At 71.7% G+C, this 19,073-nt stretch carries 22 protein-coding genes and 1 pseudogene; 17 read left to right on the plus strand and 6 right to left on the minus strand.

Features of this window, described 5'->3' with window-relative positions:
* Positions 1-69: 69 nt before the first annotated feature.
* Positions 70-1,113, plus strand: a complete 1,044-nt coding sequence (locus LJ657_RS30425) for a LacI family DNA-binding transcriptional regulator (RefSeq protein WP_232652051.1) — start codon at positions 70-72, stop codon at positions 1,111-1,113.
* On the plus strand, positions 1,110-1,724 hold the full coding sequence (locus LJ657_RS30430; RefSeq protein ID WP_232652052.1) for a poly-gamma-glutamate hydrolase family protein: 615 nt from the start codon (positions 1,110-1,112) through the stop codon (positions 1,722-1,724). Before LJ657_RS30425 ends, LJ657_RS30430 begins: the two co-directional genes overlap by 4 nt.
* Here LJ657_RS30430 and LJ657_RS30435 read toward each other — a convergent pair.
* Positions 1,708-2,865, minus strand: a complete 1,158-nt coding sequence (locus tag LJ657_RS30435) for a Gfo/Idh/MocA family protein (protein ID WP_232652053.1) — start codon at positions 2,863-2,865, stop codon at positions 1,708-1,710. The two genes, LJ657_RS30430 and LJ657_RS30435, sit on opposite strands and share 17 nt — an antisense overlap.
* 122 nt (positions 2,866-2,987) lie before the next feature.
* Here LJ657_RS30435 and LJ657_RS30440 point away from each other — a divergent pair, with 122 nt between their 5' ends.
* A complete protein-coding gene (locus LJ657_RS30440) occupies positions 2,988-3,992 on the plus strand; it encodes a LacI family DNA-binding transcriptional regulator (RefSeq protein WP_232652054.1) in 1,005 nt (334 codons plus the stop codon).
* Here the strand turns inward: LJ657_RS30440 and LJ657_RS30445 are convergent.
* Positions 3,982-4,326, minus strand: coding sequence for a cupin domain-containing protein (locus LJ657_RS30445; protein WP_232652055.1), 345 nt, complete (start codon positions 4,324-4,326; stop codon positions 3,982-3,984). The genes LJ657_RS30440 and LJ657_RS30445 overlap by 11 nt on opposite strands.
* A 127-nt stretch (positions 4,327-4,453) precedes the next feature.
* On the opposite strand from LJ657_RS30445, the gene LJ657_RS30450 reads away from it, so the two are divergent.
* From LJ657_RS30450 to LJ657_RS30465, 4 genes are read left to right on the plus strand one after another with little or no spacing between them, the layout of a single operon-like run.
* On the plus strand, positions 4,454-4,966 hold the full coding sequence (locus LJ657_RS30450) for a hypothetical protein (protein WP_232652056.1): 513 nt from the start codon (positions 4,454-4,456) through the stop codon (positions 4,964-4,966).
* A 49-nt stretch (positions 4,967-5,015) separates the two neighbouring features.
* Positions 5,016-5,609, plus strand: a complete 594-nt coding sequence (locus LJ657_RS30455) for a hypothetical protein (protein ID WP_232652057.1) — start codon at positions 5,016-5,018, stop codon at positions 5,607-5,609.
* Between the two features lie 26 nt (positions 5,610-5,635).
* Positions 5,636-6,502: a dioxygenase family protein gene (locus tag LJ657_RS30460; protein ID WP_232652058.1), complete on the plus strand. Its 867-nt coding sequence runs from the start codon at positions 5,636-5,638 to the stop codon at positions 6,500-6,502.
* Complete coding sequence (locus LJ657_RS30465; protein ID WP_232652059.1) at positions 6,499-7,581, plus strand: maleylacetate reductase; 1,083 nt, start codon at positions 6,499-6,501, stop codon at positions 7,579-7,581. The genes LJ657_RS30460 and LJ657_RS30465 overlap by 4 nt, the downstream gene beginning before the upstream one ends.
* Before the next feature lie 60 nt (positions 7,582-7,641).
* On the opposite strand, the pseudogene LJ657_RS30470 reads toward LJ657_RS30465, so the two are convergent.
* Positions 7,642-7,923: pseudogene (locus LJ657_RS30470) on the minus strand (MFS transporter); the annotation flags it as partial.
* A 418-nt stretch (positions 7,924-8,341) separates the two neighbouring features.
* Between LJ657_RS30470 and LJ657_RS30475 the strand changes: the two are divergent.
* From LJ657_RS30475 to LJ657_RS30520, 10 genes are all read left to right on the plus strand, one after another.
* Positions 8,342-8,992: a GntR family transcriptional regulator gene (locus tag LJ657_RS30475; RefSeq protein WP_232652060.1), complete on the plus strand. Its 651-nt coding sequence runs from the start codon at positions 8,342-8,344 to the stop codon at positions 8,990-8,992.
* A 60-nt stretch (positions 8,993-9,052) separates the two neighbouring features.
* Entirely contained in the window at positions 9,053-9,802 is a 750-nt protein-coding gene (locus LJ657_RS30480; protein ID WP_232652061.1) for a PIG-L deacetylase family protein, read from the plus strand.
* Complete coding sequence (locus tag LJ657_RS30485) at positions 9,799-10,503, plus strand: 4-carboxy-4-hydroxy-2-oxoadipate aldolase/oxaloacetate decarboxylase (RefSeq protein WP_232652062.1); 705 nt, start codon at positions 9,799-9,801, stop codon at positions 10,501-10,503. Before LJ657_RS30480 ends, LJ657_RS30485 begins: the two co-directional genes overlap by 4 nt.
* Positions 10,500-11,612: a 4-oxalomesaconate tautomerase gene (locus LJ657_RS30490; protein WP_232652063.1), complete on the plus strand. Its 1,113-nt coding sequence runs from the start codon at positions 10,500-10,502 to the stop codon at positions 11,610-11,612. Before LJ657_RS30485 ends, LJ657_RS30490 begins: the two co-directional genes overlap by 4 nt.
* Positions 11,609-12,559, plus strand: a complete 951-nt coding sequence (locus LJ657_RS30495; RefSeq protein ID WP_232652064.1) for a catechol 2,3-dioxygenase — start codon at positions 11,609-11,611, stop codon at positions 12,557-12,559. Before LJ657_RS30490 ends, LJ657_RS30495 begins: the two co-directional genes overlap by 4 nt.
* A 130-nt stretch (positions 12,560-12,689) precedes the next feature.
* A complete protein-coding gene (locus tag LJ657_RS30500; protein WP_232652065.1) occupies positions 12,690-13,475 on the plus strand; it encodes an alpha/beta fold hydrolase in 786 nt (261 codons plus the stop codon).
* A gap of 110 nt (positions 13,476-13,585) precedes the next feature.
* Positions 13,586-14,926, plus strand: coding sequence for a sensor histidine kinase (locus LJ657_RS30505; protein ID WP_232652066.1), 1,341 nt, complete (start codon positions 13,586-13,588; stop codon positions 14,924-14,926).
* A gap of 39 nt (positions 14,927-14,965) precedes the next feature.
* A complete protein-coding gene (locus tag LJ657_RS30510; protein WP_232652067.1) occupies positions 14,966-15,610 on the plus strand; it encodes a response regulator transcription factor in 645 nt (214 codons plus the stop codon).
* Positions 15,611-15,745: 135 nt separating this feature from the next.
* Positions 15,746-16,492, plus strand: a complete 747-nt coding sequence (locus LJ657_RS30515; RefSeq protein ID WP_232652068.1) for a PP2C family protein-serine/threonine phosphatase — start codon at positions 15,746-15,748, stop codon at positions 16,490-16,492.
* 437 nt (positions 16,493-16,929) lie between these two features.
* Complete coding sequence (locus tag LJ657_RS30520) at positions 16,930-17,145, plus strand: hypothetical protein (protein ID WP_232652069.1); 216 nt, start codon at positions 16,930-16,932, stop codon at positions 17,143-17,145.
* An 18-nt stretch (positions 17,146-17,163) separates the two neighbouring features.
* Here the strand turns inward: LJ657_RS30520 and LJ657_RS30525 are convergent, their stop codons facing one another.
* Genes LJ657_RS30525 through LJ657_RS30535 form a run of 3 tightly spaced genes read right to left on the minus strand, consistent with a single transcriptional unit; the run spans position 17,164 to position 18,814 of the window.
* Positions 17,164-17,598 carry a VOC family protein gene (locus LJ657_RS30525; RefSeq protein ID WP_232652070.1) on the minus strand — a complete coding sequence of 145 codons (435 nt, stop codon included), beginning with the start codon at positions 17,596-17,598 and terminating at the stop codon, positions 17,164-17,166.
* A gap of 30 nt (positions 17,599-17,628) precedes the next feature.
* Positions 17,629-18,000, minus strand: a complete 372-nt coding sequence (locus LJ657_RS30530; protein WP_308117093.1) for an NUDIX domain-containing protein — start codon at positions 17,998-18,000, stop codon at positions 17,629-17,631.
* Positions 18,001-18,052: 52 nt separating this feature from the next.
* The gene (locus LJ657_RS30535) at positions 18,053-18,814 is read right to left on the minus strand and encodes an ATP-binding cassette domain-containing protein (RefSeq protein ID WP_232652072.1); all 762 of its coding nucleotides are present in this window, start codon (positions 18,812-18,814) and stop codon (positions 18,053-18,055) included.
* Positions 18,815-19,073 lie beyond the last annotated feature (259 nt).

Consider the following 19,073-nt stretch of genomic DNA (forward strand, 5'->3'; position numbering starts at 1 on the left):
GACAATCCCGTCGAACAACCAGCAGGCGGCCATCAAAAACCCCTCAAGAGCCGATGAAAGGAGCCCGCGGTGGGCCACCCCTTCCCCATCCGGGAGATCGCACGTCAGGCCGGCCTGAGTGAGGCCACCGTCGACCGGGTCCTGAACGGCAGGGGCGGCGTCCGAGAGAGCACCGCACGGGAGGTCCAGCAGGCCATCGCCGACCTGGACCGGCAGCGCACCCAGGTCCGGCTGGTCGGCCGCACCTTCATGATCGACATAGTGATGCAGACACCGGAGCGGTTCTCCACCGCCGTGCGGGCCGCGCTGGAGGCGGAGCTGCCCTCCCTGCACCCGGCCGTCGTGCGCTCGCGCTTCCACTTCCGCGAGACCGGCCCGGTGGCGGAGCTGACGAGGACGCTGGACCGGATCGCCCGCCGCGGCTCGCAGGGCGTGATCCTCAAGGCCCCGGACGTCCCCGAGGTGACGGCCGCGGTCGGCCGTCTCGCGGAGGCAGGCATCCCCGTCGTCACCCTGGTCACCGATCTGCCCGCCACCGCCCGCCTCGCCTACGTCGGCATCGACAACCGGGCCGCCGGAGCGACCGCCGCGTACCTCATGGGCCAGTGGCTGGGCGACCGCCCGGGCAACGTGCTCACCAGCCTCAGCAGCGGCTTCTTCCGCAACGAGGAGGAGCGCGAGATGGGCTTCCGCAGCGCCATGCGCACCCGCCACCCGGACCGCACCCTGGTCGAGATCGCCGAGGGCCACGGCCTCGACGCCACCCAGTACGACCTGGTCCGCGCCGCCCTCGAACGCGACCCCGACATCCGTGCCGTCTACTCGATCGGCGGCGGCAACAACGCCACCCTGCGCGCCTTCGAGGACCTGGGCCGCGAGTGCGCGGTGTTCGTCGCGCACGACCTCGACCACGACAACACCCGCCTGCTGCGCGAGCACCGCCTGTCCGCCGTCCTCCACCACGACCTGCGCCAGGACATGCGCGAGGCCTGCCACACCGTGATGCGCGCCCACGGCGCGCTGCGGCCCGCGGGGCCTACGCTGCCGTCGGCGATCCAGGTGGTGACGCCGTACAACCTGCCCCCGCAGGCGACGAACCGAGGAGCCGCGTGACGACGAGCAGCGAATACGTGGAGATCGAGGGCGTCCTCCTGCTCGCCACGCTCACGACGGGCAGCGAGCTGGGACTGCTGGCGCTGCACGGCAGCAACGAAGGCGGTACGGCCGAGCTGGCGGGGTCGCTCGCCGAGCGGTGCGGCGCCACCAGTCTGGTCTTCACCCAGCCGGGTGTGCCCGATCCGGTGCACATCCCCTCCCCGCGTATGGCGGTCGGGCACTGCACCCTGCTGCGGGACTTCCTCTCCCGCGTGGCGCTCACGGTCTCCCTGCACGGCCACAACAGGACCGCGACACCACGGGCCATCTTCCTCGGCGGCGGCAACCGGCGGGCAGCACGCCTCGTCGCCGACGGACTCGACGCCCTGCGGCCGGAGTTCGACCCGGTCACCGACCTCGACGAGATACCCGTGAAGCTGCGCGGCCTGCACTCCAGGAACCCGGTGAACCTGACCCGCCGAGGCGGAGTCCAGGTGGAGCTCCCGCTCGCAGCCAGGACAGAGCGCAGGCGATGGGCGCCGGGAGTGCCGGACAGACCCCCGCGCTCGGTCCTCGACGCCCTGGCCAAGGGCGTGGAGTCGCTGGCCTCCGCTATGCCCGGAGACTGACCCAGGACCCGCTCTCGACCGACCGCACCATCGCCTCCAGTACGGCGGCACTGTGCACGGCGTCCGCGAGCGTGGCCCCGTGCGGCTTGCCCTCCGCGACGGAGCGCAGGAAGCGGTGGGCCTCGATCACCTTCAGGTCGTCCATGCCCATGGCGTTCGCGGCACCCGGCTGGAACGCCCCGAACTCGCCCGCGCCCGGGCCGACGTACACCGTGCTGACGGGCTGGTCCTGGTAGCTCGTGCCGCGGCTGACGCCCAGCTCGTTCATGCGGCGGAAGTCCCAGAAGACCGCGCCCTTCGTGCCGTGCACCTCGAAGCCGTAGTTGTTCTGCTCGCCGACCGAGACCCGGCAGGCCTCCAGCACGCCGCGAGCGCCGGAGGCGAAGCGCAGCAGGCAGTTGACGTAGTCCTCGTTCTCGACCGGGCCGAGTTCGCCGCCGGTGGCGCGGGTGTGGCCCGCCGTGGCGCCGGTGGGCCGGGCCCGCTCCGGGATGAACACGGCGGTGTCGGCGGCCAGCGCCTCGATGTCGCCCAACAGGTAGCGGGCCAGGTCCACGCCGTGCGAGGCGAGGTCGCCCAGCACGCCGCTGCCGCCGCGCTCCTTCTCGTACCGCCAGGTCAGGGCGCCCTCCGGGTGGGCGGCGTAGTCGCTGAAGAGGCGGACGCGGACATGGGTGACGGTCCCGATGGCGCCGGAGGCGATCAGCTCGCGGGCGGCCTCGACGGCGGGCGCGTTGCGGTAGTTGAAGCCGACGGCGCCCTGGACCCCTGCTGTGGCGACCGCGTCGGCGACCGCCCGGGCGTCCGCCGCGCTCAGGCCGACCGGCTTCTCGATCCAGATGTGCTTGCCCGCCTCCGCCATGGCGACGCCGATCTCGCGGTGCAGGAAGTTCGGGGCGGTGATGCTGACCGCCTGGACGCGCGGGTCCTTGACGACGTCCCGCCAGTCCCGGGTCGTCGAGGCGAACCCGAACTGCGCGGCGGCCTCCTCGGCCCGGCCGGGCACCTCCTCGGCGACCGTGATCAGCTGCGGGCGCAGGCCCGACTGCGGGTAGTGGTGCAGGACGCGGGCGTACGCCTGGGTGTGCACCCGGCCCATCCAGCCGAACCCGACGACGGCGACACCGAGCGAATCCACCATGACAGCCCCTCTTTGGACCGGTCCACAATCTGTCCAGGTCACCCTGAAGCCCCAGCTCGGCAGCTGTCAACCCTCACCGGACCCTTTGACAAGCCGCACCGGCCCATGGAACGGTCCACAGCATGAAACCGCCGACGATCCGCGACGTGGCCGAGCAGGCCGGGGTCTCCAAGTCGCTGGTCTCGCTGGTGCTGCGCGGCTCCGGGCAGGTGCGGCCCGAGAAGCGGGAGGCCGTGCTGCGGGCGGTGCGGGAACTCGGCTACCGGCCCAACGCCGCCGCGCGCAGCCTCAGCGAGCAGCGCACCCGCACGGTCGGCGTGCTCCTCAACGACCTGCGCAACCCCTGGTTCGTCGACCTGCTCGACGGCCTCAATTCCCTCCTGCACGACAACGGCCTGCACATGCTGCTGGCGGACGCCCGCCTCAACCGCCGCACCGGCCAGGACCCCGCCGAACCGCTGCTCGACCTGCGGGTGGACGGCCTGGTCGTCGTCGGCACCCTGCCCGACCCGGCCGCGCTCGGCACCGCCGCCGAGCGGATCCCGGTCGTCGTCGCGGGCGCCCGCGAACCGGCCCCGGCGGGCGTGGACGTGGTGGCGGGCGACGACGAGCGCGGCGCCCGCCTGGTCACCGAGCACCTCATCGGCCTCGGCCACCGCCGCATCGCGCACCTCGCGGGCTACGGCGCCGTCGGCGAACTGCGCCGCCGTGGCTTCGAGGCGACGATGCGCGCCCACGGCCTCGCGGACCAGGCCCTGGTGGGGGCCGGTGACATGACCGAGGAGGGCGGCTACCGGGCCACCGTCCGGCTGCTCAGCCGCCCGGAGAGGCCCACCGCCCTCTTCGCAGTGAACGACATCACCTCCGTCGGCGCCCTCTCGGCGGCCGAGGAACTGGGACTGCGCGTCCCGCGGGACGTGTCCGTCTTCGGCTACGACAACACCAGCATCTCCCGCCTGCGCCATGTCTGGCTGACCACAGTCGACAACGGCAGCCACGAGGTCGGCCGCCGTGCCGCCCGCTGCCTCCTGGACCGATTCGAACACTCCGGGGGAGCGGGCCAACTGCACCTGACCGCACCGACGTTGGAGATCCGCGGCACGACGGCGCCCCCGCTCACAGATTGACGGCGTACGCCTTCCGCAGCGTCTCGTGCACCGTCCACGTCGTACGGTCGCCCTCGCGCAGGACGGCCATGTCCCCGGGCCCCACCGTCAGCGTCGGCCCGCCCTGGACGTCGATGGTCGTCGACCCGCTGATCACCACGAACAGCTCGTCGGCCTCGGTGTCGGTGACGACGCCCGGAGTGATCTGCCAGATCCCGCGGACCTGGCAGCCGTCCGCCGACTCCCACACCACCTTCCCGGTCACCTCCGGCGTCCCTGAGACGATCTGCGTCGGGTCGAGGGGTTCGGGCTCGAGCTCGGCGTCGGGGATGTGAAGAACGAAGCTGTGGGTCATGCGCCGACCCTGGCGAGGCCGCCCGCAGCCCGTGCATGGACACTGCGTGCGGCATCGCCCCAGGTGGCAGGAGACATCGTCGGGTGGCGACTGGCGGCCGGGCAGGTGCCGGGCGATCGTGGACGACATGGCGCAGACAATGACGGCCGTCCCCGGGGAACGGCGGCACGACACCCGCGAGGCCGTCCTGTTCGGCGGGGTCTACGGCGCCGTACTGGCCTGCTCGATGGTCGCGGCACTCACCCAGTACGGCCACACCTCCCGCGCCACCCGCCGCTACGACGCACTCTGGCTGCTGGTCACCGCGCTCGCCTCCGCCCTCGCCCACGGCTACGCCCACTACATCGCCGAGCGCGCACCGCACCGCCGCTGGGACGCCCTGCGCGCCCTCGCCGAAGAGTGGCCCCTGGTCACGGCGGTGCTGCCGACCGTGCTGATCCTCGCGGGGGCGGGCTGGGGCTGGTGGCCGCCGAACGGCGTGGAGTATTCGGCGTTCACGCTGAACATCGCACTGCTGTTCGGTCTGGGGTTGGTCACGGCACGCTGGTCGGGACGCTCCTGGGCCGTCGCCCTGGGCACCGGCCTGGTCGACGCGCTGCTCGGCGTCGTCGTGGTCGTCGCGAACGCAGTCATCAAGTGACGGCTCCCGGTGGCCAATTGGTGCCCGGCCTGCCGTAAGGTCATCCCTCGTGGGTACGGACATCGACGGTGTCATCGAAAGCCGCTCGCCCGACGGGCACTGGCGGTTCACGGCCGATCTGCTGGACTTCCAGCCGCCCCGGGACTACGTCGCCTGGGAGTGTCTCTTCGGCGTCCGCGGCGCGGGGGACGTGGAGCGTCCGCTCTTCGCCGCCCGAGGGCTGCCGGACGGGATCTCCGATGCGGTACGGGAGTCGGGCATCGGCGATTTCCAGCACGACCACACCTACGCCACCTGGGCCGAGGTCGCGGCGGTCGAGTGGGACGACCCGCTCGCCCACGGACCGGCCTGGAACTGGGCGGTGCGGGCCCTGCCGGACGGCGAGGAACTCGTGCGGGTGACTCCGGGCCTGCGCGCGGCGGCCGCCGACACCTTCGGCGGAAACCTGCTGCTGGCGCCACCGGAGTGGCCCCCCGGCGCCGAGGTGCGCCTGGACGACGTCGCGCACCGCCCCGTGACCCTCACCGCGCGGATGCTCGCCCCGCCGGACGAGGGATGCTGGGCACAGGTATGGAGCGCCATGCGGGACCTGGCGGCCAGGTACGGCGACGAGAACGTACGGCTCGTCGTCTGGTTCGGCTGACCCGCGCACCGGTGAAGGGAGCCGACATGACCACCGACGCCACCGACACGACGGTCACGGACGAGGCGGTACGAAGTCTGCACGCCACCACCGACCCGCGCCTGCGCGACCTGCTGACCGGCCTGATCCGCCACCTCCACGCCTTCGCCCGCGAGACCCGGCTGACGCAGCAGGAGTGGGAGCGGGCGATCGGCTTCCTCACGGCGACCGGGCAGACGTGCACCGACACCCGGCAGGAGTTCATCCTCCTGTCGGACGTGCTCGGAATGTCGATGCTCGTCGAGACGATCAACGGCGACCGCGCCGCCGGAGCCACCGAGTCGACGGTCCTCGGCCCGTTCCACATGACCGAGTCCCCGGCGCGTGAACTCGGTGCGGACATCGACCTGGTGGGCGGCGGAGAGCCCTGCGTGGTCAGCGGCCGGGTCCTGTCCCGGGACGGAACCCCACTGCCGGGCGCGGCCGTCGACGTCTGGCAGGCCGACGGGAACGGCTACTACGACGTCCAGCGCCCCGACGTACAGCCGCCGGGCAACGGGCGCGGGCTGTTCACCGCGGACGCCGAGGGCCGCTTCTGGTTCCGCACCTGCGTGCCGAGCCCGTACCCGATCCCCACGGACGGCCCGGTCGGCGACCTGCTGCGGGCGACCGGCCGCCATCCCTACCGGCCCGCCCACATCCACTTCATCGCCTCGGCCGAGGACCATGTCCCGGTGACCACGCACATCTTCGTCGAGGGCAGCGACTACCTCGAATCGGACGCGGTGTTCGCCGTCAAGCCGAGCCTGGTCCAGGAGTTCACCCGATCGGATGATCCTGTCCTGGCGCGGGGGTTCGACGTTCCGAACCCCTTCCGCCACGCCCGCTTCGACCTCGTACTGGAGCGATCGTGAAGCACCACCTCGACTTCTCCTACGAGTCCCGGCCCGTGCGGGTCGTCTTCCGGTCCGGGGCCGCCACGACGGCGACCGCCGGCGAGGGCGCGGCGCTCGGCCTGCGCCGCCTGCTGGTGGTGTGCGGCAGTCACGGTGCCGCCACCGCACAGGCGGTCGCCGACTCGCTGGGACCGGCCTGCGCGGGCCTGCACGACGGAGCCCGGATGCACGTGCCCGTCGAGGTCGCCGACCGGGCCGTCGAGGTGGCCCGTGCGGCGGGCGCGGACGGCTGTGTGGCCGTCGGAGGCGGCTCCTCGATCGGCCTCGGCAAGGCGATCGCCCTGCGCACCGGCCTGCCGCTGATCGCGGTGCCCTCCACCTACTCCGGTTCGGAGATGACCCCGGTCTGGGGCCTGACCGAACACGGCGCCAAGCGCACCGGCCGAGACCCCGTCGTGCTGCCGCGCAGCGTCGTCTACGACCCCGAACTCACCCTCTCCCTCCCCGTCCCGCTCTCCGTCACCAGCGGCATCAACGCGATCGCCCATGCCGTCGAGGCGCTGTACGCCCCCGACACCTCGCCTCTGGTCGCGCTGATGGCGCAGGAGGGGGTACGGGCCATGGCGGGCGCCCTGCCCGAGGTGGCCGCCGATCCGGGCTCGCTGGAGGCCCGGGGCCGCGCCCTGTACGGCGCCTGGCTGTGCGGCTCCTGTCTCGGCGCCACCACCATGGGCCTGCACCACAAGCTGTGCCACGTCCTCGGCGGCACCTTCGGCCTGCCCCACGCCGAGACCCACACGGTGGTTCTGCCGTACGTCCTGGCGTACAACGCGCCCGCCGTCCCTGACGCGGCAGCCGCCGTGGCCCGCGCGCTCGACGCGGACGACGCCCCGCACGCCCTGCGGGAGCTGGCCGGGCGTCTCGGCGCACCTCGCTCGCTTGCCGAACTCGGCCTGAAGGAAGCCGACTTGGCGGTGGCGGCAGCGCAGACCGCGGGCCAGGCCTACGCCAACCCCCGCGAGGTCACGGCCGAAGGGGCGCTCGCCGTGCTGCGGGCGGCGTACGAGGGCGCGGCACCGGAGTTCCCGGCCGCCTGACGCGTAAGGGCCGCCGCCCCGCCGGAGCGGGACGACGGCCGTCGGCCGGACGGTCGGGGCTCACGCCATCGCCGCTGCGGCCTCCACCTGCTCGGGTGCGTCCTGCGGGGTCTGCGCCGCCGGCTGACGGCGCGGAATGAAGGTGGCGACCAGGAAGGCCAGCAGGGCGGCTCCGGCCCCGATGGCCATGACGACCTTGAAGCCGTTCTCCGGCGGGAGGGCGTGACCGCCGAAGCCGGTGGTCAGCTGGGCCAGGATGACGCCGGCCAGGGCGCCGGCGAACGAGGTGCCCAGGGACCGCATCAGCGTGTTGAGGCTGTTGGCGGCACCGGTCTGCTGCGGCAGTTGGAGCAGGCGGGTCATGTCGTCCGGATCGCCGACCCGGACGACCGGCGGGCCCAGCGCGTGCAGATCACCGGCCTCGGCCTGGCGACGGTCGAGCGCATCAGCGAGGTGAACCGCCGAGGGCTGGAGATGGCACTCGCGGGCTGGTCGGGGGAGGATTCCGGAGCCACTCGGCGCGCTCTTCCACCGGTTGGTGGACGACTTCGTCGCGCACGCCGAGGATCCGCTGCCGGGACCGGCGGGACGGCCGGGATCGTCGGCCGTGTGACCGGCCCCGTGCGCTCCCGGGGCTTCTTGTCGCCTGCGGAAGGGGTGTCGGGGTGTCAAGCATGTGCGCAATGTGGCGGACAGAATTGTTGACAATCTTGTTTGGTTGGATTTAGGTTCGAAGGGCACTCACTCAGGGAGGGCGACGATGCCGGAAGAAGCCCGTCCGGGCACCGGGGAGCAGGCCAAACAGCATGCGCTCGCGCAACTGCGGCACGCGATCCTGCACGGCGAGATGGCACCGGCACAGCGGCTGGTGGAGAACGAGCTCGCCGAGCAGTTCGGTGTGACACGGGCCAGCATTCGCGCGGCACTCATCGATCTGGAGGCACAGGGTCTCGTCGAGCGGATCCGCAACCGCGGCTCGCGGGTGCGGGTGGTGACCGTGGAGGAAGCGGTCGCCATCACCGAGTGCCGGATGGTCCTGGAAGGGCTGTGCGCGGCGAAGGCCGCCGTCGCCGCCGGCGACGAGCAGCTCGCCGAGCTGACGGAGCTGGGCACGGCGATGACCAAGGCCGTGGCCGACGGTGAGCCGGTGACCTACTCCGAGCTCAACCAGGAGCTGCACGCGAAGGTGCGCGAGTTCTCCGGCCAGCAGACGGCCGTGGACCTGCTCGAACGCCTCAACGCCCAACTGGTGCGCCACCGCTTCCAGTTGGCACTGCGGCCGGGGCGTCCGCAGCACTCCCTGAACGAGCATCTGGTGATGATCGAGGCGATCAGGGCCAGGGACCCGCAGGCGGCCGAGGCGGCCGTCCGTGCCCACCTCACCAGCGTGATCGAGGCGCTGAGCGACTGACGGCCGCGCGGCCGGGAGCCGCTGACGGGGTGGGCGCCCACTGTCACCAAGGAGATGAGCATGACCCAGGCCAACGCGCCCGCCTCCCCACGATCCACCCTCGTCGTCACGGCGCATGCCGGGGACTTCGTGTGGCGGGCGGGCGGCGCCATCGCCCTGGCCGCCGCCCGCGGGGAGAAGGTCACCATCGCCTGTCTGACCTTCGGCGAGCGCGGCGAGTCCGCCAAGGCGTGGCGCGAGGGAAAGAAGCTGGACGAGATCAAGGCGATACGGCGGGACGAGGCCGAGCGTGCCGCCGCCACCCTCGGCGCCGAGGTCCGGTTCTTCGACGCCGGCGACTACCCGCTCGTAGCCGGCTCCGAACTTACGGACCAACTCGTCACCGTCTATCGCGAGACCCAGCCGGACGTGGTGCTCACCCACCCGGTCGAGGACCCGTACAACGGCGACCATCCGGCCGCCAACCGCATGGCGCTTCAGGCCCGCATCCTGGCCCAGTCCATCGGCTACCCGGGCGAGGGCGACATCATCGGCGCCCCGCCGGTCTTCTACTTCGAGCCGCACCAGCCCGAGATGAGCGGCTTCAGGCCCGAGGTCCTCCTCGACATCACCGAGGTGTGGGACACCAAGCGCAAGGCCATGGAGTGCCTGGCCGCCCAGCAGCACCTGTGGGCGTACTACACCGACCTCGCGGTCCGCCGCGGCGTCCAGCTCAAACGGAACGCCGGCCCCAACCTGGGCCTCGCGCACAACACCATGGCCGAGGCGTACATGCGACCGTTCCCGCAGATCGCCAAGGAGCTGGCATGAGCGGCGTGATCGTCACCAACCCGCCGAAGGCCGACCTGAAGGATGTCGAGGCGCTCGCCGGCTTCGGGGTGGCCACCGTCAGCGAGGCAATGGGCCGGACCGGCCTGCTGGGCCCGGAGATCCGACCCGTCCAGCAGGGCGTACGAGTCGCGGGTACGGCCGTGACCGTGCTCAGCTGGCCAGGCGACAACCTCATGATCCACGCGGCCGTCGAGCAGTGCGGCCACGGCGACATCCTCGTCGTCACCACCAACTCGCCCTGCACGGACGGCCTGTTCGGCGAGCTGTTCGCGACCGCCCTGAAGCAGCGCGGCGTGCGCGGTGTCGTCCTCGGCACCGGCATCCGAGACACCCAGGAGCTGCGGGAGATGGGCTTCGCCGCCTGGTCCCGGGCCGTCTCCTCGCAGGGCACGGTCAAGGCCACCGGCGGTTCGGTCAATGTGCCGATCGCCATCGACGGCCAGGTGATCCGCCCCGGGGACGTGATCCTCGCCGACGACGACGGCGTCGTGGTCGTACCCCGTCAGCGTGCCCGCGAGACGGTCGAGAACGCGGAGGCCCGCGAGGCCAAGGAGGCCGCCACCCGCGCAGCCTTCCTCGACGGTCAACTCGGCCTGGACCGCTACGGGTTGAGGGACACCCTCAGGCGGCTCGGCGTCGAGTACCGGACGTACGAGGAGTACGCGGGGGAGCGGCCGTGACCGGCGGGCCGGAGGGTGTGCGCTGTCTGCTGATGCGGGGCGGCACCTCCAAGGGCGCCTACTTCCTGGCCGACGACCTCCCCACCGAACCGGCCTCGCGCGACGCGCTGTTGCTGCGCATCATGGGCAGCCCCGACGAGCGGCAGATCGACGGCCTGGGCGGCGCGCACCCGCTCACCAGCAAGGTGGCCGTGGTATCGGTCTCGGCCGATCCGCGCGCCGACGTCGACTACCTCTTCCTCCAAGTCGCCGTCGGCCGAGCCGAGGTGAGTGCCCGTCAGAACTGCGGGAACATCCTCGCCGGCATCGGCCCGTTCGCCGTCGAGCGAGGTCTGGTGACGGCGGGGGAGGAGGAGACCTCCGTCCGCATCCGCATGGTCAACACCGGCGACTTCGCCACGGCGACCGTCCCGACCCCCGGCGGTCGCGTCGACTACAGGGGAGACGCCGAGATCTCCGGTGTGCCGGGGACGGCGGCGCCCGTGGTCATCGAGTTCCCGGGCGGGACAGGGAAGTTGCTGCCCACCGGCAAGGCCCGTGACGACATCGACGGCACCCCTGTGACCTGCGTGGACAACGGCATGCCGACGGTGCTCATCGCGGCCTCCTGCCTGAAGGTCACGGGCTACGAGTCGCCCAAGGATCTGGAGGAGGACGTCGTGCTCGCCGACCGGTTGCGTGAAATCCGCCTGGGCGCTGGCCGGCTGATGGGCCTCGGCGACGTCTCGGACGCCACCGTGCCCAAGCTGACGCTGCTCGCCCGACCCCGCGACGGCGGCGCGATCTCCACCCGCACCTTCATTCCGGTGCGCTGCCACACGTCGATCGGCGTGCTCGGCGCGGCCAGTGTGGCCGCCGGCCTGCGGATCGAGGGCGGGGTGGGCGCGGAACTCGCACGGCTCGACGCCGGCAGCGAGCGTATCCGTATCGAACACCCCACCGGATTCCTGGACATCGAAAGCAGCCTCGCCACCGCTCGCGACGGCCTGCCCGTCGCCCGCCGCACCGCCGTGGTCCGCACGGCCCGCAAGATCCTCGACGGGACCGTCTTCCCGCGGTCCGCCGAGACGGCACCGATTCCCCCGCACGCCCGAGGAGGCCACCGATGACCCCGCCGCTCGGCGACATCGCCCACGTCGGCCACGCCCAGCTCTTCACCCCGGACCTGGACGCCAGCGTCACCTTCTTCACCGACTACCTCGGCCTCACGGTCAACGGGCAGGACGGCGACACGGTCTATCTGCGGACCTTCGACGACTACGAGCACCACAGCCTCGTCCTCACCGCCCGCGAACAGCCCGGTCTCGGCCGGCTCGCCCTGCGCACCTCCAGCGAGCAGGCCCTGCATCGCCGTATCGAAGCGATCGAGGAGGCGGGCGGCTCCGGCAAGTGGGTCGAGGACGAACCCGGCCTCGGCCGGCTGTACTTGACGACCGATCCGGACGGCCACGAGCATGCCTTGTACTGGGAGAGCGAGTACTACCGTGCCCCCGAGGAACTGCGGCCTGCCCTGAAGAACCAACCGCAGGCCAAGCCCAACCGGGGCGTCGGAGTGCGGCGACTGGACCACATCAACTTCCTCGCGGCGGACGTGCTCGCCGGCGCCGAGTTTCAGGAACATGCGCTCGGTGCCCGGCCCACGGAGCAAATCCGGCTCGACTCGGGCCGGATCGCGGCGCGCTGGCTGACGTACACGAACAAGTCGTACGACGTCGTCTACACCGAGGACTGGACCGGTTCGACCGGCCGGCTGCACCACATCGCGTTCGCGACCGACACCCGTGAGGACATCCTGCGTGCCGCCGATCTCGCCATCGACACCGGCGTGTTCATCGAGACGGGTCCGCACAAGCACGCCATCCAGCAGACGTTCTTCCTGTACGTCTACGAGCCGGGCGGCAACCGCATCGAGCTGTGCAACCCGCTCACCCGCCTCGTCCTGGCGCCCGACTGGCCGCTGATCACCTGGACCGAGGAGGAGCGCAAGAAGGGGCAGGCCTGGGGGCTGAAGACCATCGAGTCGTTCCACACACACGGGACGCCGCCGGTCGCCTGACAGCCTTGCCGCCTCACCGCGATCGGCATGGTCGCATTCGGCCGACGGGCGGCCTTCCGGGGCTGTGTCGTCCTCTGCGCCAGCCGCCGCAGCGGATGCGGGGGTCGGCGTCCGGCGGCACCCTCGGAGTATGAGCGAGCGGTGGGATGTCCGCCGTGCGGGGCCGGAGCAGGCGCCGCACCGGGTGCTGATGATTCCGGGCGGGCTGTGCTCGACCGAGTTCTACGCCGATGTGATGGCCGAGCCGGCGCTGGCGGAACTGGGGCTGGTCGCCGTCACGATGCCAGGATTCGGCGGGACCACGGCGCCCGAGGACGTGAGCATGGAGCACTACGCCCGGCTGATGGCGGACTTCGCCGCCGAATCGGGCTGCGACGTGGCCGTCGGGCACAGCCTCGGCGCGAACGTCCTGATCGAGATGGCGGCGGCAGGCCTGTTCCACGGGCCGCTGGTGCTGCTGTCGCCGACCTTCTCGCGCGGCGACGAGGCGAAGTTCCTGTCGGTGATGAACGCCCTCGGGCGGGTGCCCGGTCTCGGCATCGCGGCCTGGACCGGCATGCTGAAGATGCTGCCGAAGGCCATGAAGCGCGAAATGCCCGCACACCGGGCCGACGTGCTGGCGGCGGACATGGCCGACAACGACCCGGCCACCTGCCGCCGCATCGTGCGGCGCTACTACGAATACCTGGACCGGTATCCGGCACTGGTCCCACGGCTGTGCGAGGCCGCCGTCCCGGCCTGGGTGGTGCGCGGCGACCACGACGAGATCGGCCTGACGGACGTCGAACGGCGGGGCCTGGAGGCCTGCCCGCAGGTCCGGATGGTCACCGGGCCCGACGCCGGGCACGCCGTTCTGGTCGAACAGCCCGCACGGGTCGCCGACGTGATCGTGGACGCGGCCGCCGCGACCCGCTGAACCCGGCTCGGAGTGGAGGCGCGCGGCCTCAGCAGGCGCCAGCCGCAGCGGACCTGCCTCGCCCGGCTGTGTCACACGTGGTGGACGCCCGGACCGGGACACTGGGAACCATGCGGGACACACACATGGAAACGACGGCGCGGCCGCGGGCTGTGCTCGGCGCTCCGTTCACGCGTCGTGCCTGGGCTGAGGCCGCGTATTGTCTGTGTGGCTTTCCGGTCGCCGTCATCGGCTGCGTTCTCGTCGTGGTGCTGCTCATGATCGGCAGTGGTTTCACGGTCTCGCTGGTCGGCGCGGTTCTCGGACTACTGCTCGTTGTCACCGCGACCGGGCTCGCCCGTGTCTTCGCCGGGGTGCACCGAGGGCTGGCGGCAAGCCTGTTGGGGGAGCGGGTGGCGGCACCGCCGGCGGTTCGACCTCAGGGCAAGGCGTTCACGCGGCTCGACGCGCGGCTGCGGGACGCCGCCGGGTGGCGCTCGGTGGCGTATGTGCTGGTCAAACTGCCGGTCGCCGCCTTGCAGTTGTACGCCGTGGGCTGGTGGCTCACCGGGCTGGTCAATCTGTCCGCTCCGCTGCGTTGGGCCGCGTTCGGGCAGCGTCCGCACCCGGGTGCGGAAGGCATGCCGACCATCACACCCGTCCCGGCCGGCGGCGGTGCCCCGCACAGCACCACCTTCGCGGGGACCTTCGTGGCCGCCGCGATCGGTGCGGCCACGCTGCTCGCGGCGCCGTGGGTCACCCGCGGCATCGTCGCCGTGGACCGCTGGCTGGTGCGCGCCCTGCTGGGGCCCGGCGAACTCACCCAGCGTGTAAGGGATTTGGAGGAGACCCGCGCCCTCGCCGTCGACGACTCCGCGGCCCTGCTGCGCAGGCTGGAGCGGGATCTGCACGACGGCGCACAGGTACGGCTCGTCGCGCTGGCCATGAGTCTCGACATGGCGAAGGAGGGGCTCGGCGCGGACGGCGAACCGGTCGCCGACCCCGGGCGGCTGCGCCGGCTGATCGAGACCGCCCACACCAACGCCATCGAAGCCCTCAGCGAGCTGCGCGACCTGGCCCGCGGCATCCATCCGCCCGTACTGGACGACGGCCTGCCCGACGCACTCGCCACGCTGGCGGCACGCAGCACCGTAGCGGTGGAGTTGGCCGTGAACATCCCGGAGCGGCCCACTCCGGCGATCGAGACCATCGCCTACTTCTGCGCGGCCGAGCTGCTCACCAACGTCATCAAGCACAGCGGTGCCCGACGGGCGGTCCTGCGCGTCATCCAGGAGGAGGGTCTGCTGCGTCTGTGCGTCACGGACGACGGCCGCGGCGGCGCGACGCCCGATGCCGGCAGCGGTCTCACGGGGCTGATGCAGCGCGCCCGGACGGTCGACGGCACCCTGCACGTCAGCAGCCCGGAGGGCGGGCCGACGACGGTGACGGTGACCCTGCCGCTGCACGCGTGAGCGGCGAGCGAGAAGTCGAGGGAGTGGGAGCATGCCGGTATGCGTGTCGTGATCGCCGAGGACGCCGCCGTACTGCGGGAGTTGCTGGCCCAGATGCTCACCGAGCGCGGCCACGAGGTGTGCGCAGCCGTCGGTGAAGCCGAGGGGCTGCGGGCGGCCGTCGCCGAGCACCGGCCGCACGTCGCTGTCGTCGACATCCGTATGCCGCCCACCCACACGGACGAGGGCCTGCGCGCCGCCATCGACGTCCGGCGCGAGTATCCCGGGACCGGGGTGCTGCTGTTCTCCCAGTACATCGAGACGAACTACGCCACGAGGCTGCTGGCCGAGGGCTCGGTCGGCGTCGGCTACCTGCTCAAGGACCGGGTCGCGAACGTGGCCGAGTTCACCGACGCCCTGACCCGGGTGGCGGCCGGCGGGACGGCCCTCGACCCCGAGGTCGTCACCCAGCTCGCCGGTGCCGGCCGCCGGGGCGAGGACCTCGAAACACTGACGGCACGCGAGCGCGAGGTGCTGGCGCTGATGGCGCAGGGCAGGTCGAACGCCGCGATCGCGCAGACCCTGGCGGTGTCGGCCGGCACAGTCGAGAAACACGTGGCCGCCGTCTTCGGCAAGCTGGGCCTTGCGGCCTCTCAGGACGCCAACCGGCGGGTGCTGGCAGTGCTGCGCTACCTGGGCCCGTGAGCGGCTGACGTCTGGAGAGGGCTGCTGACCAGCGGAAACGACGAACCCCTCCTAGACTTGCAGCGGGAGCGCGTCCTGAGGAGGTGCGTCCCGGTGTGCCCCGGTGCGTCCGACGCGGGAAGGCGGTGACGCTCCATGCCGTACGTCGCGGTGAGTGCGCTGAGCCATCCCGGGCTGCTGCGCGAGCGGAACGAGGACAGCCTCGTCGTCGGACCGTGGACGCTGTGCGCCACCGTGACCGAGAGCCCGCAGACCTTGGTCTTCCCCCTCGGGACGCCCCTGGTCGTCGCCGTCGCCGACGGGCTCGGCGGGCACCCCGGCGGCGACGTGGCCAGCGCCCTCGTCGCCCGGCGGATCGCGTCGATCGGTCCTGTCCTGGACGACGAGGACGCCGTCCGCGCCGTCCTGAACGCCTGCAACCGTGCCGTGTACCAGGCCGCGGGGGAGGACAGCGAGCTCACCGCGATGGGGACGACGGTGGCCGGCATCGTCGTACGACCCGGCTCGCTGCTGGTGTTCAACGTGGGCGACAGCCGCGTCCTCGCCGCCTCCCGTGACGGCCTGCGCCAGGTGAGCGTGGACGACAGCCCACCGCTCGAACCCTGGCAGCGCACCACGTCCCTGGTCACCCAGTGCCTGGGCGGCAGCCCCGGCTACCGGGCCGTCCACCCCCATGTGACGGCAGCGCCCCTCTCACCCGGCGACCGCTACCTCGTCTGCACGGACGGCCTGACCGACCCGCTGCCGACCGACGTGCTCGAGGAGCTGATGAGAGAGCACGACGACGGCCGGGCCGCTTTCGAACTGTGGAAGGCCGCGATCGCGGCGGGCGGGCCCGACAACATCACGCTGGCGGTCGTACGGGTCGCGGACGACCGATGATCCCGATGGTGGAGCGTGATCTTCAGGGCCGAATCGCTGCCGGGCGCTGTACGGCCATGGCATGAGGTCGCGGTGCCACAAGGTACCTGGCTCACCGCTGAGGTGGGCCGGGTCGGTCGGCCGACCGGGACGAACCCGGCCTTGGCCGGCACCCTCTGGGACGCGGTGTTCCGGCGGGCGGCGGTCGTCCGCAGCGCGCGCGGCCCGAACCTGGCTCTCGCCACGGACCAGGGCGTCGCCGTGGTCCGGGCCCACCTTTGACGCGCCGACCCGGCAGAACACTCAAGAGTGTTCCCCTGCGGCACCGTCCGGCCTCACCCGATCCGCTCGCGAGGCGGCCAACGGGGTGTTCCCCTGCAGTGTCGGGCGGACGGCGGCGGAGCGTTCAGCCATGCTGGGACAGGGCAGCACCCCTTTCTTGCGGCAAGGAGCACCGAATGCGCACGGACCCGGTCGGACGATTCCTGGCAGCCCTGGACCCGGAGCAGCGCGAGGCTGTCGGCGCCAAGCCGCGCCAGGAGCAAGAACGCCTCGCGGCGGCCTGGGAACGGGAACTGGAAGCGGATGACGAGCTCGACACCCTCGACGAACTGTCACCGCCGGCGGCAGAGGCCGAGGCGGCCCGCCGCGTCCTGCAGCGCGGAACTGACTAGCAGCCACCGAAGGGAGACTCAGTCGAGGCAGAACTCGTTGCCCTCGACGTCCTGCATCACGATGCACGACTCATTGACGCCATCGGCGGGCAGCAGGCGCTCGCGCACCGCCCCGAGCGCGACCAGTCGTGCGCACTCGGCTTCCAGCGTGGCGAGGCGCTCCTCACCCACGAGCCCGGTGGCCACCCGCACGCAGAGATGCACCCGGTTCTTGACGACCTTGCCTTCGGGAACGCGCTGGAAGTACATGCGCGGGCCCACGCCTGCGGGATCCATGCAGGCGAACGATGAACCCTGACGCTCAGGCGGCAGCGAGCGGTTGAAATCGTCCCAAGTGGCAAAGCCCTCCGGTGGCGGCGGTACGACGTACCCCAACACCTCGCACCAGAAGCGAGCGACGCGCTCAGGTTCCGCGCAGTCGAAGGTGACTTGGAACTCCTTGACCGATGACATCGGCGCACCGTAGCACGGGGGCTCCGGTGCTCAATTCCCGGTGCGGATCGGCTTGTTGCCGGGCGGTTCGCTCCTGCGGCGGTACCAGGCGGTGATGGCCTGCTTGTAGCCGTCCGGCAGGTTCAGTCCCGGCACCTCGCCGACGGGGAACACGCCGAGCTGCTTGTGTTCGTGACTGAGCGTCGGCGGCCGGTCGGGGGTCAGTACGGTGCAGCCGTACGGCACGATCAGGACCCGGCGTTCCGGGACCGGCCGGTAGACCCATGCCCCGCCGTCGACCAGCGGGCCGGCCTTCACCTTCCAGCCGGTCTCCTCCTGGATCTCGCGCTCCAGCGCCGCCTCAGGGCTGGCGTCGGGGCCTTCGGAACGTAGCAGGCACAGCAGGCACAGCAGGCACAGCAGGCACCGCTCGGCCGAAGAAGCACTGCCGGTCCGTCCCTGACGTCAGAGAGCGTCAGGAGTTGCCAGTGGCGCCGACAATGGCGGAGAAGATCCGGTCCTGCGGCGAGGTCGGCACATGGAAGAAGCCGTTGTTGCAGCCGAGCCGCAGCACCGCCGCCTCGTCCGCGACCGCCTTGACGTCTCCCAGGTTGTGACTGATGAGGAGCACTCCGATGCCCTGCTCCCGGAGCTCCTCGACGAGGTCGAGGACGTGGCCGGCCTGTGCGATGCCGAGCGCCGCGGTGGGCTCGTCCAGGAGGACGGCCTTCGGGTGGCCGAGGAGGGCGCGGGAGATCGCGACGGACTGCCGCTGGCCCGCGGACAGTGAGGCGACCGGAGCACGCACATCGGGGACGCGGATGCCCAGTGTGTCGAGCTGCCCGCGTGCCTCCCTGCGCATTCCGCCGTCGTCCATCGCCCGGAACAGGCGGCCCCGGGCTCCGGGGCTCCGTCGCTCCCGGCCCAGGAAGAGGTTCGCGGCGACATCGAGGTCGTCGCACAGCGCCAGGTCCTGGTACACGGTCGCGATGCCCAGGCGCTGGGCGATCCGGGGGGTCCGGATCTGGACTGCCCGCCCCTCCCATTCGATGACGCCCTTGTCGGGCGGGTCCACACCCGAGATGACCTTGATGAGGGTGGACTTGCCGGCACCGTTGTCACCCAGCAGGGCGACGACCTGGCCCTTGTGGACCTCCAGGTCGACGTCCTTGAGGGCTTGGACGGCGCCGAACCGCTTGGAGACGCCGCGCAGCGCGAGCAGTGGGGGTTCCGTCACGCGAACCTCACCTTCTCCGCGCGACCGCGGTGAGGCCGCACGGCCTCCGTGTTCCGATCACCATCTTTCGTCGCCCTCGGGACGTATGCAATGCAGAACGCAGGGCGTCTCCGCTGGGCCGGATGGGGAACCGGCACCGAGCGGAAACCGGACGAGGCGGATGAAGGGCAGACTGAAACGACACCGTGCGACATGTATGAACAAACTGGACACGTGGGGTAGATCGCAGAGACTTCCACGAGTCGGACCCGGCCGGAGG

This window comes from Streptomyces guryensis (assembly GCF_021261325.1).
Classification (GTDB): domain Bacteria; phylum Actinomycetota; class Actinomycetes; order Streptomycetales; family Streptomycetaceae; genus Streptomyces; species Streptomyces guryensis.

Coding starts and splice junctions, on each gene's coding strand:
- LJ657_RS30515 (WP_232652068.1), top strand. CDS start 15,746: ATGCCGTACGTCGCGGTGAGTGCGCTGAGCCATCCCGGGCTGCTGCGC.
- LJ657_RS30500 (WP_232652065.1), top strand. CDS start 12,690: ATGAGCGAGCGGTGGGATGTCCGCCGTGCGGGGCCGGAGCAGGCGCCG.
- LJ657_RS30525 (WP_232652070.1), bottom strand. CDS start 17,598: ATGTCATCGGTCAAGGAGTTCCAAGTCACCTTCGACTGCGCGGAACCT.
- LJ657_RS30495 (WP_232652064.1), top strand. CDS start 11,609: ATGACCCCGCCGCTCGGCGACATCGCCCACGTCGGCCACGCCCAGCTC.
- LJ657_RS30475 (WP_232652060.1), top strand. CDS start 8,342: ATGCCGGAAGAAGCCCGTCCGGGCACCGGGGAGCAGGCCAAACAGCAT.
- LJ657_RS30520 (WP_232652069.1), top strand. CDS start 16,930: ATGCGCACGGACCCGGTCGGACGATTCCTGGCAGCCCTGGACCCGGAG.
- LJ657_RS30450 (WP_232652056.1), top strand. CDS start 4,454: ATGGCGCAGACAATGACGGCCGTCCCCGGGGAACGGCGGCACGACACC.
- LJ657_RS30435 (WP_232652053.1), bottom strand. CDS start 2,865: ATGGTGGATTCGCTCGGTGTCGCCGTCGTCGGGTTCGGCTGGATGGGC.
- LJ657_RS30460 (WP_232652058.1), top strand. CDS start 5,636: ATGACCACCGACGCCACCGACACGACGGTCACGGACGAGGCGGTACGA.
- LJ657_RS30445 (WP_232652055.1), bottom strand. CDS start 4,326: ATGACCCACAGCTTCGTTCTTCACATCCCCGACGCCGAGCTCGAGCCC.
- LJ657_RS30480 (WP_232652061.1), top strand. CDS start 9,053: ATGACCCAGGCCAACGCGCCCGCCTCCCCACGATCCACCCTCGTCGTC.
- LJ657_RS30505 (WP_232652066.1), top strand. CDS start 13,586: ATGCGGGACACACACATGGAAACGACGGCGCGGCCGCGGGCTGTGCTC.
- LJ657_RS30485 (WP_232652062.1), top strand. CDS start 9,799: ATGAGCGGCGTGATCGTCACCAACCCGCCGAAGGCCGACCTGAAGGAT.
- LJ657_RS30510 (WP_232652067.1), top strand. CDS start 14,966: ATGCGTGTCGTGATCGCCGAGGACGCCGCCGTACTGCGGGAGTTGCTG.
- LJ657_RS30440 (WP_232652054.1), top strand. CDS start 2,988: ATGAAACCGCCGACGATCCGCGACGTGGCCGAGCAGGCCGGGGTCTCC.